Source organism: Pseudoalteromonas sp. SR45-6 (genome assembly GCF_014163545.1).
Lineage (GTDB): Bacteria > Pseudomonadota > Gammaproteobacteria > Enterobacterales > Alteromonadaceae > Pseudoalteromonas > Pseudoalteromonas rhizosphaerae.
Window position 1 is genome coordinate 1 of record NZ_JACJDM010000210.1, and the last position, 356, is coordinate 356.

The 356-nt window shown below is 52.0% G+C and carries 1 pseudogene; it reads left to right on the forward strand.

The annotated features are described in order from the left end of the window. Positions 1–356: pseudogene (locus H5158_RS22950) on the forward strand (hypothetical protein); the annotation flags it as partial.

A 356-nucleotide genomic window follows, 5' to 3' on the forward strand; every position in this document is an offset into this window, starting at 1 on the left:
GGCGTGGTGGATACAATTCCACCAGAGCTTGCGTTTGTGCCCACCTTCCTATTAGGACAGTTAGTGTCTCTCAGCGGTACCTCCGATTTACCTGCTGGTAGTACTATCACCATCACTGAAAATCTCATTGGTGGCGGTATAGGCGCAACCTATACCACTACAACTGACGCCAATGGCGACTGGACGCTTGTGGGCTTAACCATTCCACTGCTAACAGTGGCCTCTGTGACTGCCAGTGCCAGTGATGAAGCAGGTAATGTGCGCACGATCACTTCGACTGATTTTGATGGTACGCCACCGACGCTCACGGTGAGCGTCGATACATTGAGCAATGACAACACCCCAGCCATTAGTGG